We start from the raw sequence: 14,430 nt of genomic DNA on the forward strand, positions 1-14,430 counted from the left end.
GCACATCCGAGACCGATGGGGACTTCTCCCCATTTGCAGACCAGAACCGCTTCGTTAGTCTCGAAGCACAAGAACTCTCCGGCACCCGCCGGGGCGACCGGAAGGTAACACCATGACGAACCTCAAAGTCAGCTACGCCGACATGAAGGATGCTGCTGGACGTCTCCGCACGGGCCAGCAGGACATCGAGACGCAGCTGAAGAACCTCCGCGCATACGTCTCGCAGCTCGTCTCGGGCGGCTTCGTGACCACGTCCGCCTCGGGTGCGTTCGACGCGTCCTACGCGCAGTTCAACCAGGGCGCGACCGCGACCATCGCCGGTATCGAGGGCATGGCTCGCTTCCTCGACGTCGCAGCCCAGTCGCTGCAGTCGACCGACGAGCAGCTGGCCGCGCAGATCCGCCAGTAATCGCCGCACACCACACGAGGGGATGCCGACCTCGGCATCCCCTCGTGTGCGCCTGAACGACCTTCATCCAACTCCGGGGGGAACGATGAGCGACCTCACGCTCGAGAGCAGTCTGCTGGATGCGTCGCGTTCGTCGATCAGCGCCGCCATCCAGACGTTCGCGAACGCCGACCGGTTCGGCGACGACGTCGCCGGGCTCACCGGCCACGGCGGGCTCTCCGGCAAGGTGCAGGACTTCGCCGGCAACTGGGATCGCAAGCGCGGCCAGCTGCAGAAGAGCCTGGAAGGCATCCGCGACACCCTGCAGGCGATCGCCGACACGTTCGGCGACCTCGACCGCAACATGGCCAAGAGCGTCACCGACGCCATGGGGCACGTCGAGCGGCCGCGGGGCGGCCACGCCGAGACGCCGCCCACCGTCGGCGGCGGTCCCGACGGTGCCACGGGGCCGACTCCCGGCCCGGCTCCCGGCCCTTCGCCGGCCCCATCGCCGGCCCCCGGTCCTGCACCCGAGCCGATTCCGGCGCCGCTGCCGTCTCTTCCGACCGAGCCCGGCGTCGGTGGCGGTCCTGCCCCGGTGCTCCCGTCGCTTCCGGATCCGATTCCCGCGCCGCTGCCGTCTCTACCGACCGAGCCCGGCGTCGGTGGCGGGCCTGCCCCGGTGCTCCCGTCGCTTCCCGACTTCATCGCGGATCCGCCGCGGGTCAACCTGCCGTCGCTGCCGGATGGGGTCGCCGGCCCCGACCTCCCCGACCTGATCGCGGATCCCCCGCGGGTGGATGTGCCCTCGCTTCCCGGCGAGCCGATCGCGCCCGCCCCGGGCATCGGTCTCCCGACGATCGAGGCCCTGCCCATGCCGTTCCCCGTCGCCGATCCCCCGACCGCTCCCGAGTTCGCGACCCTTCCGGCCGAGGCCGTGCTGCCTCCGGAGAACCTCATCGCCTACTCCGCGCCGGCAGAGCGCATCGACACGGTGCTCACCGATCTCGGCTCCCTGATCGACATGCGCAGTGAAGGCGAGACTCTCCGATGAACGGCCTCTGGAACCAGAACGACTGGTCGCAGCTGCTCGAGGGCGACCCTGGCACGCTCGAGGTCCGCTCCGGTGCACTGTCGCGTCAGGCGACCGCGATCAACGACGCCGCTCAGGCGCTGCAGGACATCGTCTCCGGTCAGCTGAGCAAGTCGACGACCGCGCTGCGCTCGACCGCGGCAGAGCTCCAGACCTCGATGTCGCAGGCATATCTGCGCTACGACGAGACCGCCACGGCGCTGCGCACGTACGCCGTGACGCTCGCGCCCATCAAAGAGCAGGCGGCCAGGGACATCCCGGCTCTCGAAGCCGCGCAGGGCCGGTTGGGTACGACCGAGCACGCGGCCGGCGACGCGCAGCGACGGCAGTGGTTCGAGGGGCTGAGCAACTCGCCGCAGGACGTGCGTCAGGACACCGCCGACGACCTCTCCCGCGCCGAGCGCCAGGCGTCGGCCGCCCAGTCCGACATCAACGCGATCGTCGCCCGTCTCCGCGCCGGCGCACAGAGCAAGGAGGATGCGGCCCAGGCTGCCATCCGTGCGATCGAGAGCGTCATCAGCCAGGGCAAGGACTCGGTCCTCGACAACATCGCCCAGTTCTTCGAGGGCGTGGGAGATCTGCTCGCCAGCATCGGGCGCTGGGTCACGGATGTCATCAAGGGCGTCCTCGACACCCTCTCCGACATCTGGAACGCGCTGCTGCCGAAGATCATGGCGGTGCTGCTGCTCGCACTCATACCGATCGTCCTCGGGCTGGCGGGACTCCTCCTCGGCGGACCGCTGTTCGGTGCGGTGCTGGCCCTCCTCGGCGGTGCTGTCGCGCTGACGATCGGCGGGGTGCTGATCACCCGCATCCTCACCGACGTGCTCGCGCCCGACCCCGAGGTCACCCCCTTCGAGATCAATGAGCGGGACAATCCGATGCCGTCGCGGGCCGACTACGCGACCGATGCCGAATATCAGGCGGCCCTCGAGGCGTGGAAAGCCCAGACCTCGACGATCGGCTCTCCCTCCCTCGAGAACGCCTTCGCAGAGGCCGGGCTGGTGGACTGGCTCGGAGGCACCTCACCCGCTGATGAGCAGGGGGTCATCCGCGTCGAGCAGGTCGTCGGAGCCGACGGAGTCACCCGGTGGCGCGTGGTGCTGCCCTCGACGCAGGACTGGGTCATGAGCCTCGACGGGATCAACGACGCGGGGGCGACGAACGACCTCGACAGCAACCTCGCTCTGATGCTGACACCTGAGCTGCAGACGCAGTACGAGCGTGCGGTGATGCAGGCGATGCAGGATGCCGGCATCGACCCGGGGCCGAACGGCGACCCGGTGATGCTGGTCGGCTTCAGCCAGGGTGGCATCATGGCTGGGCACCTCGCGGCGAACCGGTCGAGCGCATACAACTTCGAGGCCGTGATGGCGTGCGGGTCTCCCATCGATGCCATGCGCATCCCGCCGACGACGCAGGTCATCTCCATGCAGCATCAGGGCGATCCGGTGCCGATGCTCGACACGCTCACCAACGGCGCGGTGAACCCTCGGCAGGAGGAGAACTGGCGCACGTTCACGCCCGTCGCTCCCGGCCACCAGCCGGCAGCGATCGACGCCGGTGCGCACAACGCGGCTCTCTACAACCTCAGCTGGCAGGAGCAGCTCGCGAATCTGCCCGCCGACGAGCGTGCGAGACTGGAGCAGTTCTACGCGCACGACGGTGCGACGGTCGCGACCGAAGAATATGCATGGAGTGAGTGATGTTCCGACGTCTGACACTGACCGCCGCAGGGATCGGCGTCGCCGGGCTGCTGCTGACCGGGTGCTTCCCCACCGGTGCGCCCGCGCCGGAGAAGACTCCGCCCGCATCCACCCAGGAGGCTGAAATGACCGATCCCGCACCCGTGATCGAAGCGGTGACGGCCGCGCTGCCCGAGTCGATGCAGGTCGAGGTCGAAGCGGTCAGAGACGGTCTCACCGGCGGATGGCTGATCCACGCCGAGGTCCCTCTCGGCTACGTCGTGACGGGCGATGCGCTGCAGTCGGTTCTGGTCGCCGCCTGGAACGCCTCGGAGCCGAAGCCGGCGTTCGTCGCGTTCAACCCATGGTCGACCTACGAGGGCAAGGAGGGCGCCATCGAAGCCCAGCGCGCGGCCGACGAGCTCGGCATCGACTGGAGCCCGAGCTTCTCCGTGGGCGTGAACGTGCCCGACTACGAGATCGAGAAGCTCGCCGGTGAGTGAGGTCGCCGTCGAGGCGGCGACGCCCGAGCTGCGCTTCCGGCTTCTCGGGGCCTGGCATCCGGTGCTCCTGAACGACCTCGACAGCGGTCCGCTGGTCGCCGACTTCGTCGACGAGGTCTTCGGCCGTCGCGACGAGGATTCGACGCTGCGGGCGTTGACCCGTCGTGACCTCACCGAGGCGGTGGCGAGCGCTCGCGCGCTGCACGCCAAGGCCATGTTCCTGATGACCGAGCTGCGCCCCGGCACGCCGCTGTCGGTGACGCTCACGGTGTTCGAGCAGCCCGACCTGCGGATGTCTCCGGCGATCGGGGTGTCGTCGCAGGCGGTCATCGCGACGCTCGAGAAGGTCTTCACCGAACTGCAGCGTCCCCACCTCGACACCGCTCACCGGCTGCAGATCCCCGGATCCGCGATCCTCCGACTGCATAGCGTCGAGGAGCAGAAGCTGGCCGACGAGGAAGATCTCCGTGAGGCTCCCGCAGAGCTCGCGGCCGAGGCGGGGGCGGCATCCATCCGCCGTCTTTCCGCCGACTACTGGTACACGGTTCCCGGTTCGAAGCAGGTGCTGCTCGTGAACCTCTCGACGCCGGTCGGCGACATCCCGCACGTGCTCCTCGGCTTGTTCGACAGCATCGTCGAGGCGTCGTACTTCGAACTGCCGGGTGTGCCGTCGGAAGCGTCCGCCGAGGCGTGAGCCCCGGGTCGTCGCGCTCAGTGCGTGGCGGCAGCGGCGTCGGCGAGGTGCCGGGCGTTGTGACTGAGCACCTTCACGATGATGCCGTGGCGGCGAAGCTCCGCGACCGTCCTGGCGCCCTCGTCGCTGTCGCGCCCGAGCGCGGCGATCGACACGACCACAAGCACGTCGCCGGGGCGCAGGGTGCCGATGAGGCGCGAGAGTCGGTCGCTCCAGCTCTCCAGGATGTCGGGTGCGGGGTGACGGAACCCTTCGATGGGCACACCGAAGCGCGTGAGGTCGGCACGCTGCTCCACGACCGACGGCATGTCGTCGCGGGAGACCACCAGTCCGACCAGGCGTGAGCCGTCGGGGCGGGCGAGCCAGAAGTTCCGGTTCTCCTGCAGCTCCGTGAAGCACTTCGGGCAGACCGCCGCGTCATGCGGAAGGTGCAGCGGGCTCGTCAGGGCAGCATCAACGGATGCCGTCGTCGTGGGTTCGATCGTTTCGCTCATCGCGCACCTCCGCGTTCCATTCTGCCCTGTCGCGGGTGCGGATGCAGACCGTTGTCAGGGGGTGGTGCTGTTCGCCGCGCCCGTGATCTCGGCTTCCTGCGTCTCGAATGCGGTGGCGGAGTCGCGGGCGACGACGCCGGCGCCGGCGGTCATGCTCTGCAGCTGCAGCAAGGATGCCTTGGCCCACATGGCCCAGGTGTCGGCAGCGGCCGAGACCGTGGAGCTGCCGCAGCCGGCGAGGGAGAGGTCGACATCGAGGCTCATCCCCCATGCCGTGCTCTGGAGGGTGCTGCCGGTCGCGCCGACGGCTTCGGAGTCGAACTGGAGATCGGTCATCACGGCACCTTCACGTCGTCGGGAGAATACGTCTCGGTCGGGTCGGGCTGCGGGTCGAAGAGGCCGATGCTCGCATCGGTCAGGTCGCACTCCTCGGCAGTGGGGGCAGCTCCGCTCGCGCGTCGGTTACCGCCACCGGAATAGACGCGGTACTCCTTGATCTCTCCCACGAGGTCCGCGGGGATCTCAGGCTGCTCGGTGCTGATCTGCCAGTTGGTTGCCGCGCAGACCCGAACGATCGCCTGCGTGTCGCTCTCTTCATCGACCGACAACGGGATCATCGGGGTCGGCCCGGGGAACGTCGCGAAGTCCTCGCGTCCGGCCCTGCCGACCTGCGAGGCCGCGACACGGTCGATGACGAGCGACTCCGTCGTGGATTGCAACTGCTGCGCGGTGTAGTCGCGCGTCACCCAGGCGGTGTTCAGCGCAAGGTCCGATGCGCGCACAGCCTGCACCCACGGGCTGTCTTCGAGCTCCCCAGAGGGAGCGCCGTCCTTCCAGGCCACCTCGGGTGCCTCCACACCCGGCGTAGGAGTGCATCCCACGAGGGCGATGCCTGCGATGACGAGTGCCGTCCACGCGTATTTCCGCTGCATTCTCAATGTCCTTCTGCCCACGACGCGTTCGCTTCGACGCCTCGCTGATAGTCCCGGAAAAGCTCTCCGGTGAGTTCTTCGATCTGTGCGGGCGTGCGCCCCTCGGTCATCCCGAGCTGCTCGAGCATCTGACTGAATGCCTCGCGGGCGGCGGCTTCTCGCCCTTCGGCGCTGTTCTCCTGCTCCTGCAACAGTACTTCGTGGTTGTTGGCCCACGTGGCCGTCGCCCCGCCGGAGGCCCAATCGGAGGCGCCGCCGATCACAGCATCTTGCACGACGTCGATGGCGACGCTGCCGCCCTCGACGAGCACGTCGCCGACAGCGGGGATCGGGATCAGGCCGACGACGGTGCTCACTCCGTCGATCGCCTCCTGCACGGCCGCATCGTGGCGGCTGGCTTCGGCGAGCGCGGAACCCGCGGGCGAGCCGTCGAGCCAACCCTGCAGCTCGACCACGCGCTCCAGCAGATCCGCTTTGACGTCGCTGCCGTCGGGGGCCAGGTCGGCGATCGCGATGAGCGCGTCCTGATACTGGCCCACGGATTGCGCCATGACCGCGGCTCCCGCAGACGGCGTCTCGCCATCGCTCCACGTCGCCGTGCCCAGCAGTTGGGCGAGCACATCCGGCTCCAGGTTCGGGATCGCGCGGGAGATGTCGTCCGTCCCGACCATGATGTTCATCGAGAAGGGCCCGTCGGCTGCGGTCGCGTTGCTGTCGCTTATCGCTTCGGAGAAGTACGGCATCGAGAGAGAGATCCCCTCAGCGAGACGGACCTGGCCGATGCTGGTCAGGTTCTCGGGAAGGAAGGAGTCGTTGCCCGTCAGAGCGGTGACGACCTGCGTCGTCAGGGTCGCCACGCGCTCCCAGGTCTCCGGGTTGTACGTGTGCGTCGCGTCGGCCGGGCCACCTGCGGCCTGCTGCGCCCCGGCCCACAGAGCGCTCGGCCCCTCGAACCCGTCGCCGCTGCCGTCGGCACTCCAGTCGCGTTCTCCGAACCAGTACTCCACCCGCCCAACGCCGAGACCCACGTCGCCGTCACCGTACGGGTCGTTCTCGGTCGAGGTGAGCCAGTCCAGTGCCGCGTCGGGGTAGGTGCCGAGCGTCGAGAAGACACGGCCGGCGAGGTCGTCGACGCGGTTGCCGTCGAGCCCGGTCGTCTCACCCTCGAGCTGCGCGAGGATGCGGCCGCCCGCATTCGGCGAGGTGTCGAACCATCCGCCGTTCTGCATGCTCATCGGGTCGCGCTCGATGCGGTCGATCTCGTCGGCCATGGCCACCGTGAGGTTCACGCCCAGCGGGTTGTTCTTCTCGTCGGAGAAGAGGAAGCCGATCGCAGCGACCGCGCCGCCGACGGTCGACGACGCGCCTTCGAGCATGCTGTCGGCGAAGTCGCTGGAGGTCGACGGCATCCAGATCTGGGATCCGGTCGACAGGCCACCGCGGATCATGGTGGCGAGCGCGAGCGCCGCTGCGGGGTCGAAGCCGTCGGTCATGACCGCGTCACCCAGGTTGTCGATCATCGAGACGGTGCTCTCGCCGCCGACCTCGAGGAAGAACTGCGACATCACGAACGTGTCTTCGCCCCAGACCGAGAAGAAGTCCTGCATCGCCTGCACGTTCTCGTCGGTGACGTCGCCCTCGGCGATCTCGTCGGCGAGGTTCGCGAACGCGTCTCCGAGGTTGTCGAAGGTCAGATCGTCGATGTCGTCGATGCCCGCGGCGCTCAGTGCCGACTGCATCTGGTCCCATCGCGCCGACGCCGGCGGCTGGAGGGCCGTGGCGAGCGTGCTGTCGGCGGTCTCGCGCTGGTCGGCGAGGGTGCGCAGCTGCTGCGCGGCCATCCGCATGTCGTACAGGCCGGGCTTGTTCCCGCTCGGCACCCAGAGGTTCGACCCCAGGGTGGCGTTCGGCGCGTTGGGGGTGAAGGCCGACGGCAGGAAGGGGCTGTCCTCCTGCTCCGCGGCCTTCCAGGTGGCGTAGCCGGTGGCGTATGCCTGGTGAGCCGCCGTGGTGGCGACGCGGATGCGGTCGACCTCGGTGGCGTAGGCGGAGAGGGCGGCCTGCACGGCGGCGAACTCGGTCTTGAGCTCATCGCACAGGGTCTGCGGCTTCGCCAGCGAGGTGCGGAACGCGGCACCCGCGTCGCCCGCCCAGATCTCCTCGGTGGTGCCGGTGGCCGCGTTCGACAGAGCCGTGCGCACGGTCTCGGTGCCGGTGCTCCGGTTGCTGACGCGCGTCGCGGCGTCGGCGACCGCTCCGGTGTTCCCCCGGCCTGGATGCAGTTCGTCCCACTGAGTCATGTCGTGCGCCCCTCCTCGACGGTGTTCCCGTCCCCCAGCAAATCTAGCGGGGGTGACGAAGACCGGCGATGGGCAGAACTCCCCATGCGCTCGACCGCTCGTGCGCGGTCAGGCGATCACAGCATGCCGAGGGCGCGCACGGCTTCGCGTTCGTCGACCAGCTCAGCCACCGAGGCGTCGACGCGGGCGCGGGCCCAGTCGCTCAACTCGAGGCCTTCGACGATCCGCCACTCGCCGTCCACGGAGCGCACGGGGAACGACGAGATGAGGCCCTCAGGCACCCCGTACTCGCCGTGCGAGACGACGCCGGCTGACGTCCAGTCGTCCGAGCCCTGCACCCAGTCGCGCACGTGGTCGATCGTCGCGCTCGCCGCAGAGGCCACCGACGACGATCCGCGCACCTCGATGATCTCGGCCCCGCGCTTGGCGACCCGCGGAATGAAGGTCGTCTCGAGCCAGGCGGGCACGTCGCCGACGATCTGCTCGAGTGCTTCGCCGACCGGCTTCCCGCCGACGGTCGCGTGCGAGATGTCGGGGAACTGCGTGGCCGAGTGGTTCCCCCAGATGGGCACCCGGCGCACGGTGTGCACGGGAACGCCGAGCGTCTGCGCCAGCTGGGCACGAGCCCGGTTCTCGTCGAGCCGGGTCAGGGCGGTGAACCTCTCGGCGGGCACGCCGTCGGCTGCCGCGGACGCGATCAGAGCGTTGGTGTTGGCCGGGTTGCCGACGACCGTGACGCGCACGCCGGATGCCGCGTTCGCCGCGATGGCCGCGCCCTGCGGGCCGAAGATGCCGGCGTTGGCCGCGAGCAGGTCGGCGCGCTCCATGCCGGGGCCGCGCGGGCGGGCGCCCACGAGCAGCGCGAGGTCGGTTCCGTCGAAGCCCACGGCGGCGTCATCCGTCACCTCGACGTGCTCGAGCAGCCCGAACGCGCCGTCCTGCAGCTCGAGCGCCGCACCCTCCGCGGCGCCGAGTCCCTGCGGGATCTCCAGCAGCCGCAGCCGCACCTTCTCATCCGGTCCGAGCAGGTCGCCCGCCGCGATGCGGAACAGCAGTGCGTAGCCGATCTGTCCGCCCGCGCCGGTGATGGTGATCGTGGTCGTCATGCTCCGAGCCTACGACCGTTCGGCGAGCTCCGCGCGGAGTACCCTCGACGCATGACCTTCAATCCCGACGCCGACATCTCGGGCAACACCACGCGTCGCCGCGGCCGCAACGGAGCCATCGCGGGCGGCGTGGGCGTGGGCGTGCTCGGCATCATCGCGCTCATCGCCGGACCGCTGCTCGGCATCGATCTGACCGGGCTGATCGGCGGCGGGGCACCGAGCGGAGGCGACGAGCCGGCCGGAGGATCGGTCATCGAGAACTGCGACACCGGCGCGCAGGCGAACGCCGACGTCGACTGCCGCATGGCGGGTGCGCAGCTCGTGCTCGACGAGTTCTGGGCCGACGAGGTCGAGGGGTACCGCAAGCCCGGATTCATCGTGGTCGACGGTGCGACGAACACCGCTTGCGGCACGGCATCCAACGCGGTCGGGCCGTTCTTCTGCCCGGGCGACGAGACGGTCTACATCGACCCGACTTTTTTCCAGCTGATGCAGGAGCAGTTCGGCGCATCCGCCGGCGAACTCGCCCAGCTCTACATCGTCGGGCACGAGTGGGGCCACCACATCCAGTGGATCACCGGGGTCATGGACGACTACCCGAACAACGGCACCGGTCCCGGAAGCAACGGCGTCCGCACGGAACTGCAGGCCGACTGCTACGCGGGTGCCTGGATCGGACGGATCTCGGAGGAGACCGACAGCAAGGGCGTCCCGTACCTGCAGCCGACCACGGAGAAGCAGCGCGTCGATGCGCTGAACGCGGCGTTCGCGGTGGGCGACGACCACATCCAGGAGCAGTCCGGTTTCTCGAACCCGGAGAGCTGGACGCACGGCTCCAGCGAGCAGCGGCAGCGCTGGTTCGCCGAGGGGTATCAGAACGGCCTCGGCGTCTGCGAGCAGGTGCTGACGCTGCCGGCCGATCGGCTGGATCCGTAGCCCAGCGCGCGAACCGCTACCGTTGACGAAGAAGTCGGCACGACCGGTTGGGGGACCGATGAAGAAGAAGACGGATGCACTGTATCCACCGATCGAACCGCACGAGACCGGGGAACTGCTCGTCGGCGACGGCCACCGCGTCTACTGGGAGGTCAGCGGCAACCCCGAGGGCAAGCCGGTGGTGTTCCTGCACGGCGGGCCCGGCAGCGGCACCTCACCGTGGCAGCGCCGGTTCTTCGACCCCGAGGTCTATCGCATCGTGCTGTTCGACCAGCGCGGCTGCGGACGCAGCACGCCGCACGCGAGTGCCCCGGACGCCGACTTCCGGTACATCACGACCGCACACCTGATCGCCGACATCGAGCTGCTGCGCAAGAACCTCGGCATCGACAGCTGGCAGGTGTTCGGCGGGTCGTGGGGGAGCGCCCTCGCGCTGGCATATGCGCAGGCGCACCCGGATGCCGTGACCGAGCTCGTGCTCCGCGGGATCTTCACGCTGCGCCGCGCCGAGCTCGAGTGGTTCTACGAGGGTGGTGCGGCCGCGCTGTTCCCCGATCTCTGGGAGAGTTTCCTCGCGCCGATCCCGGTGCTCGAGCGCTCGCACATGATCGAGGCGTACCACCGGCGCCTGTTCGACCCGGATCCCGCCGTGCACGTACCGGCTGCCATCGCCTGGTCGACCTGGGAGGCGGCGACGGTGACGCTGATACCGGATGCCGCGCAGATCGCGGCGATGTCCGACCCCGAGAAGGCGACCGCATTCGCCCGCATCGAGAACCATTTCTTCGTCCACCGCGGTTGGTGGGAAGAGGGGCAGTTGATCGCCGGGGTCGACGTCATCCGCCACATCCCGACCGTCATCGTGCAGGGGCGGCACGATGTCGCGACGCCGATGATGACCGCGTGGGACCTGCACCGCGCTTGGCCGGAGGCCGAGTTCGTCGTGGTCGACGATGCGGGTCACGCGGCCACCGAGCCCGGCACCCAGAAGGCGCTGCGCGCCGCGACCGACCGCTTCGCCCGCGCCGCCCGTTGAGTCTCGGCCTCAGGCCTGCAGTGCCTTCGTCAGCGTCTTCAGGAGTCCCACGACGCCGCCGTTCGCACGGTGGCGGGTCAGCCCCTCACTCACGGCCGCTCCCGTGCGGGCCGAGACGAACCACGGCGGCTTCGGCAGGATCGTGAGGCGTCCGCCGCCGCCCTTCGACAAGCTCAGGGACCCAGCGATCCACCTCGGGAACGGGCGGAAGGGTCCGCGGAGCACGGAGCGCTCCACCCCGTCGAGCAAGAGCGCGTTGTGCACCACGCCGATGCCGCTGCCGACGTCGTCGATGGTGCCGCCCGGGAAGGCGCCCCAGGTGAGGGTCGGGGTGATGAAGCCGAATGCGGTCCATCCGTTGATCGCGATCGAGCCGTAGTGCAGAGCCGTGATCGCGCGCTCGAAGCCGGCGCCGAGTGACTTCTCGGTCGCCGGATCGATCAGCAGGTTCGCGCCGAGTGTGCCCTGGAGCTTGTCGTTCGCGTGGGCGACGGCGGCGTCCAGGAACTCCTGGCCCGTCCCAGGGACCGTGACCACGCCCAGCACCGGCGCGAAGTACTCGGTCGTCTCGAGCGCGGAGGCATCGTCATCGGCGTCGATCTCGACGAGCACCCGGTCGCCCAGCACGAGCGCGTCGGGGTAGGCGTCGGTCGCGAGGTCCATCCGCGAGGGTGAGCCGGGGTACCAGATGGGGCGCTCGGGGGCATTGGCGTACGCACGGCGCAGCGCGGCGCGGAACGCGTCGGCCTGATCCCAGTCGGACGACATGATGACGACCTGCCCGGCGATGCAGTTGTGGCCGGAGTTCTGCAGGCGCATGGTCGCGATGTGCTCGGCCTGGTAGGTGAGGTCGGCATCCGTCCAGGCGCCCGGCACCACGATGATGGGGGAGACGCCGCCGAGCTCCGCCGTGATCGGCTTCTTCAGCTGTGGGCGGTTCTCGCGGCGGCGGCGCTTCGTCGCGGCAGCTCCATCGCCCTTCGACGGCCCCCAGACGATCGTGTCGAACGTCGCGGCCGAGCCGGTGATGTGCACGTGCACGAGCCCGGGATGGGCGGTGAGGTACGCGCCGACCGCCGGGCCGCCGCGGACGATGCGCAGCAGTCCCGGCTCGATGAGGGGTGCCAGCGCGCGCTTGTACACCGGGACCAGGGCGTCCTGCGTGGGGTTCACCTTCAGCAGGGCGGTGCGGTTGTGGGCGAGCAGTTCGTACAGCACGTCGAGGACCGGGATAGATGTCACGTTGCCCGCACCGAGCACGAGTCCGACGCCGCCCGGCTCGGTGGGGGTGCGCTGCGCGAGGCCGGCACCGGCGCGCGCGGCGTTCGGGGTGATGCCGGGCTCGAGCCAGACCTCGCCGGTGAAGCCGGACAGCAGGAACTTGTCGATGCCGGTCAGGGGGAAGGCGTGCACGCGGGTGCGCCCGCCCGGGGCGCGGTCGATGGTGATGCCGTCGAGCGGGTTCGCCCCCTTCGCCAGGCGGGAGAGCGTCTCGATGTAGGCGTCGAGGGCGCCGAGCACGCTGTACGGCCCGCTCAACCACTCCTCGCCGCGCAACGGGTGCTTCCCGTCGAGCCCCTTGGAGGCGGCGGCGGTGTTCGCCCAGTCCTCGGCCGTGGCGGCGACGCTCGTGCGCACCGCGCGCAGCAGGGTGACCCGCTGGGCGACGGTGAGGGCGGACCAGGTTCGAGATCCGGCCTGCAGGTCGTCGACCGTGGTGTCGAGGCGTTCCCGTTCGCCCTCGCTCAGCGACGCGGGCGGACTCGTCGGCGTGCTCTTCGAGGCGGATGCAGGGGCGGGGGCTGTGCTCGCAGAAGTCATCGGCGTCTCCTTCGGACGGGATCCCAGCTTAGGCGTCGGAGGTTCCGACGGTCTCGATGTCGGCGCGACGCAGACGGTAGCGCCGGAGCGTCAACAGGCTCGCAGCCATCAGCACGGCGGGCAGGATGCTGAAGCTGAGCACGATGCCCGTGATCGCGGCCTCCGGCTGCTCGACCGTGGTGCCGGCGACGGTCGAGATGTAACCGGTCGTCGCGAGCGTCAGCGACACCGCGGTGGCGCCGAGTGCGAAGCCGACGGTCTCGCCCGCGGTCCAGATGCCGGTGAACGTGCCGGCCTGTCCGGGCCCGGTGGTGCGCTCGTCGTGGGAGATCACGTCGGGCAGCATCGCCATGGGCAGCGACTGGAGCCCGGCGTAGGCGATGCCGGCGACCGCGACCGAGGCGTAGATCCAGGCACCGGGCGCCCAGACCGCGAACACGAGGGTCGCCGCCGCGGCGGTGAACAGGATGCTGGCCATCGCGAACGCCCGCTCCTTGCCGACGCGCCTCGCGATGACGGTCCAGGCCGGTGTCGCGAGGAGCGCGGGTCCGACGAGGGCGACGAACACGAACGTCACGGCGTCCTCGCTGCGCAGCACCCACGTCGCGACGTACTGCGCGCCGGCGAGCATCGTCCCCGTGGCGAGCGCCTGCAGCACGAACGTGCCCAGCAGGGCGCGGAACGGCTGGCTGCGGCGCAACGCCCGGAAACCCGACATGTACTGATCGCGCCACGTCGAGCCGGCGATCGCGGCGGCCGGTGCCACCTCGGTGCGCCGCGCGGCGATGGACGCCGTCCGGGCGGCGATCAGCATTCCGATCCCGATCACGATGCCCGAGGCGATGCCCATCAGGAGGTACCCCATCACGGGGTCGTCGCCGGCATTGCGCAGCGCGGGGCCGCCGGCACCGAACAGCAGGATCGCCGCAGTGAGCACGACCACGCGCCAGCCGAGCAGACGGGTGCGCTCGTCGTAGTCGCCGGTCAGCTCGGCGGGCAGGGCCACGTACGGCACCTGGAAGAGGCTGAACGCCGTCGCGGTCGCAAGGAAGGCCAGCAGCACGCTGATCGCCCCGGCGACCGGGCCCCAGGACGGCGGCACGGCGAACGTGAGCGCGAAGAACAGGGGGAGGGCCAGAGCGCCGGTCACCATGAAGCCCCGACGGGATCCGGTGCGGGCGAGCTGACGGTCGGAAGCCGCGCCGATCAGAGGGTCGATCAGGACGTCCCAGATCTTCGCGGCTGTAACGATGAGTCCGGCCGCGAGCGCGGCGACACCGAGGTTGTCGGTGAGGAAATACGTCAGCACCAGCCCGGGCAGGGTGGCGTAGCCGCCGGTCCCCAGCGACCCGATCGCATACAGCACGATCGTGCGCGGGGAGAGGCGGACGGATGCTCGTTCGGGCCGAGCCTCAGTGCTCATCGCGCCAGTGTAGCGGCGC

At 69.8% G+C, this 14,430-nt stretch carries 14 protein-coding genes; 7 read left to right on the top strand and 7 right to left on the bottom strand.

Annotation, left to right across the window (positions count from 1 at the left end; genetic code table 11):
* Positions 1 to 112 precede the first annotated feature (112 nt).
* The 5 genes from ACFC14_RS08535 (at position 113) to ACFC14_RS08555 (ending at position 4,363) form a co-directional block, all read left to right on the top strand.
* Positions 113 to 409 carry a WXG100 family type VII secretion target gene (locus ACFC14_RS08535; RefSeq protein ID WP_017204355.1) on the top strand — a complete coding sequence of 99 codons (297 nt, stop codon included), beginning with the start codon at positions 113 to 115 and terminating at the stop codon, positions 407 to 409.
* Positions 410 to 494: 85 nt separating this feature from the next.
* Positions 495 to 1,442 (top strand): hypothetical protein, encoded by a 948-nt coding sequence (locus ACFC14_RS08540; RefSeq protein ID WP_376102976.1) that lies wholly within the window; start codon positions 495 to 497, stop codon positions 1,440 to 1,442.
* Positions 1,439 to 3,187 carry a hypothetical protein gene (locus ACFC14_RS08545; RefSeq protein WP_376102979.1) on the top strand — a complete coding sequence of 583 codons (1,749 nt, stop codon included), beginning with the start codon at positions 1,439 to 1,441 and terminating at the stop codon, positions 3,185 to 3,187. Before ACFC14_RS08540 ends, ACFC14_RS08545 begins: the two co-directional genes overlap by 4 nt.
* Positions 3,187 to 3,669, top strand: coding sequence for a hypothetical protein (locus ACFC14_RS08550; protein WP_376102982.1), 483 nt, complete (start codon positions 3,187 to 3,189; stop codon positions 3,667 to 3,669). The genes ACFC14_RS08545 and ACFC14_RS08550 overlap by 1 nt, the downstream gene beginning before the upstream one ends.
* Positions 3,662 to 4,363: a hypothetical protein gene (locus ACFC14_RS08555; protein WP_376102985.1), complete on the top strand. Its 702-nt coding sequence runs from the start codon at positions 3,662 to 3,664 to the stop codon at positions 4,361 to 4,363. Before ACFC14_RS08550 ends, ACFC14_RS08555 begins: the two co-directional genes overlap by 8 nt.
* Before the next feature lie 17 nt (positions 4,364 to 4,380).
* On the opposite strand, the gene ACFC14_RS08560 is transcribed toward ACFC14_RS08555, so the two are convergent.
* From ACFC14_RS08560 to ACFC14_RS08580, 5 genes are all read right to left on the bottom strand, one after another.
* Positions 4,381 to 4,857, bottom strand: coding sequence for a recombinase family protein (locus tag ACFC14_RS08560; RefSeq protein WP_376102988.1), 477 nt, complete (start codon positions 4,855 to 4,857; stop codon positions 4,381 to 4,383).
* A 54-nt stretch (positions 4,858 to 4,911) separates the two neighbouring features.
* Entirely contained in the window at positions 4,912 to 5,193 is a 282-nt protein-coding gene (locus ACFC14_RS08565) for a hypothetical protein (RefSeq protein ID WP_376102991.1), read from the bottom strand.
* The gene (locus tag ACFC14_RS08570) at positions 5,193 to 5,789 is read right to left on the bottom strand and encodes a hypothetical protein (RefSeq protein WP_376102994.1); all 597 of its coding nucleotides are present in this window, start codon (positions 5,787 to 5,789) and stop codon (positions 5,193 to 5,195) included. The genes ACFC14_RS08565 and ACFC14_RS08570 overlap by 1 nt, the downstream gene beginning before the upstream one ends.
* A gap of 2 nt (positions 5,790 to 5,791) precedes the next feature.
* Positions 5,792 to 8,089, bottom strand: coding sequence for a hypothetical protein (locus ACFC14_RS08575; protein ID WP_376102997.1), 2,298 nt, complete (start codon positions 8,087 to 8,089; stop codon positions 5,792 to 5,794).
* 116 nt (positions 8,090 to 8,205) lie between these two features.
* Positions 8,206 to 9,195 carry a malate dehydrogenase gene (locus ACFC14_RS08580; protein ID WP_376103000.1) on the bottom strand — a complete coding sequence of 330 codons (990 nt, stop codon included), beginning with the start codon at positions 9,193 to 9,195 and terminating at the stop codon, positions 8,206 to 8,208.
* Between the two features lie 51 nt (positions 9,196 to 9,246).
* Between ACFC14_RS08580 and ACFC14_RS08585 the strand changes: the two genes are divergently transcribed.
* Entirely contained in the window at positions 9,247 to 10,131 is an 885-nt protein-coding gene (locus ACFC14_RS08585; protein ID WP_376103003.1) for a neutral zinc metallopeptidase, read from the top strand.
* Positions 10,132 to 10,189: 58 nt separating this feature from the next.
* Positions 10,190 to 11,167: a prolyl aminopeptidase gene (pip, locus tag ACFC14_RS08590; RefSeq protein WP_376103006.1), complete on the top strand. Its 978-nt coding sequence runs from the start codon at positions 10,190 to 10,192 to the stop codon at positions 11,165 to 11,167.
* A 9-nt stretch (positions 11,168 to 11,176) separates the two neighbouring features.
* Here the strand turns inward: pip and ACFC14_RS08595 are convergent, their stop codons facing one another.
* Together ACFC14_RS08595 and ACFC14_RS08600 are read right to left on the bottom strand one after the other, a co-directional pair.
* Complete coding sequence (locus tag ACFC14_RS08595) at positions 11,177 to 12,988, bottom strand: aldehyde dehydrogenase family protein (protein ID WP_376103009.1); 1,812 nt, start codon at positions 12,986 to 12,988, stop codon at positions 11,177 to 11,179.
* 28 nt (positions 12,989 to 13,016) lie between these two features.
* Entirely contained in the window at positions 13,017 to 14,411 is a 1,395-nt protein-coding gene (locus ACFC14_RS08600) for an MFS transporter (protein ID WP_376103011.1), read from the bottom strand.
* Positions 14,412 to 14,430 lie beyond the last annotated feature (19 nt).

Origin of the sequence: Microbacterium sp. NPDC055988 (genome assembly GCF_042269505.1) — a bacterium.
Classification (GTDB): domain Bacteria; phylum Actinomycetota; class Actinomycetes; order Actinomycetales; family Microbacteriaceae; genus Microbacterium.

Coding starts and splice junctions, on each gene's coding strand:
- ACFC14_RS08535 (WP_017204355.1), top strand. CDS start 113: ATGACGAACCTCAAAGTCAGCTACGCCGACATGAAGGATGCTGCTGGA.
- ACFC14_RS08565 (WP_376102991.1), bottom strand. CDS start 5,193: ATGACCGATCTCCAGTTCGACTCCGAAGCCGTCGGCGCGACCGGCAGC.
- ACFC14_RS08570 (WP_376102994.1), bottom strand. CDS start 5,789: ATGCAGCGGAAATACGCGTGGACGGCACTCGTCATCGCAGGCATCGCC.
- ACFC14_RS08540 (WP_376102976.1), top strand. CDS start 495: ATGAGCGACCTCACGCTCGAGAGCAGTCTGCTGGATGCGTCGCGTTCG.
- ACFC14_RS08595 (WP_376103009.1), bottom strand. CDS start 12,988: ATGACTTCTGCGAGCACAGCCCCCGCCCCTGCATCCGCCTCGAAGAGC.
- ACFC14_RS08600 (WP_376103011.1), bottom strand. CDS start 14,411: ATGAGCACTGAGGCTCGGCCCGAACGAGCATCCGTCCGCCTCTCCCCG.
- ACFC14_RS08560 (WP_376102988.1), bottom strand. CDS start 4,857: ATGAGCGAAACGATCGAACCCACGACGACGGCATCCGTTGATGCTGCC.
- ACFC14_RS08585 (WP_376103003.1), top strand. CDS start 9,247: ATGACCTTCAATCCCGACGCCGACATCTCGGGCAACACCACGCGTCGC.
- ACFC14_RS08580 (WP_376103000.1), bottom strand. CDS start 9,195: ATGACGACCACGATCACCATCACCGGCGCGGGCGGACAGATCGGCTAC.
- pip (WP_376103006.1), top strand. CDS start 10,190: ATGAAGAAGAAGACGGATGCACTGTATCCACCGATCGAACCGCACGAG.
- ACFC14_RS08575 (WP_376102997.1), bottom strand. CDS start 8,089: ATGACTCAGTGGGACGAACTGCATCCAGGCCGGGGGAACACCGGAGCG.
- ACFC14_RS08545 (WP_376102979.1), top strand. CDS start 1,439: ATGAACGGCCTCTGGAACCAGAACGACTGGTCGCAGCTGCTCGAGGGC.
- ACFC14_RS08550 (WP_376102982.1), top strand. CDS start 3,187: ATGTTCCGACGTCTGACACTGACCGCCGCAGGGATCGGCGTCGCCGGG.